Origin of the sequence: Rhodomicrobium sp. Az07 (assembly GCF_018619475.1) — a bacterium.
Taxonomy (GTDB): Bacteria; Pseudomonadota; Alphaproteobacteria; order Rhizobiales; family Rhodomicrobiaceae; genus Rhodomicrobium.
In genome coordinates this window covers 1-768 of record NZ_JAHFZG010000045.1, presented here as the reverse complement: position 1 = coordinate 768, position 768 = coordinate 1, and the positions used below count along the sequence as shown (strand labels likewise).

Annotated in this window: 1 protein-coding gene; it reads right to left on the bottom strand. The window is 61.1% G+C overall.

The features are described from left to right. Positions 1 to 209: 209 nt before the first annotated feature. On the bottom strand, positions 210 to 768 hold a 559-nt coding region (locus KKP04_RS15255), incomplete at its 5' end, for a hypothetical protein (RefSeq protein ID WP_215033534.1).

Below are 768 nucleotides of genomic sequence, written 5' to 3'. Positions count from 1 at the left end.
CGCCGTTTATCAAAGGATTACGAGGAACATTGCTCGACCTCCGAAGCATGGTTTCAGGCCTCTTTTTGCTTCTTTGTCGTTAATAGGCTGTTTAGCTATATATAGTTTTTCAACAGGCTCTAAGAAAACGGCTCCCGCGTCACGTGTACACGCCGCCGCCCCCTGTCCCACTGTCGCGGCAGTCAAGAATAGCCGTATCATTTATACGTCTATGGATTTATTGCACCATGCCGAGGTTGGCCTCCGGGAGACGTGGGCGTCGCCTTAAACGCGCCCTTGCCGCTCCTTGCCACGGGCGTAGCAGGCGCAGGCTTCAGCCTTTCCTTTACGGTGGTTGTCGTTGACCACGATGGAACGGGTGCGACAGCCGGGGTCACCACCAAGGCGGTGCTCATCCAAACGGACAGCGCACCGACCGACACTGCAACCCCGACAAACAGAACCGGGTAGAGCACAAACACCCGCAACGCCTGCAACGACGGCAACCGGGGACGCGGCAATGCCTCCAACACTCCCCGCAACCCCGAACTCGCGGCCTGCGCGCCCGAGGATATCCCTTGCGACAGCGCGGAAAGATGCGGCTCGGCGGCGTCCAGTGCCGTCCGTCCCCTCGCCGCAAGCTTTCCGGGCTCCAGCCCGGCGGCGACCTTCCCGACCAGCGCTGCTGCCTCGTCAACACGCTCCCCCGCCTTTTCGATGGCCCGCGTGTAAGTTCCTCTCTGCAAGGCCACAATGCGCTGCTCCAGCGACGGATGGGTGGCCCAGAGA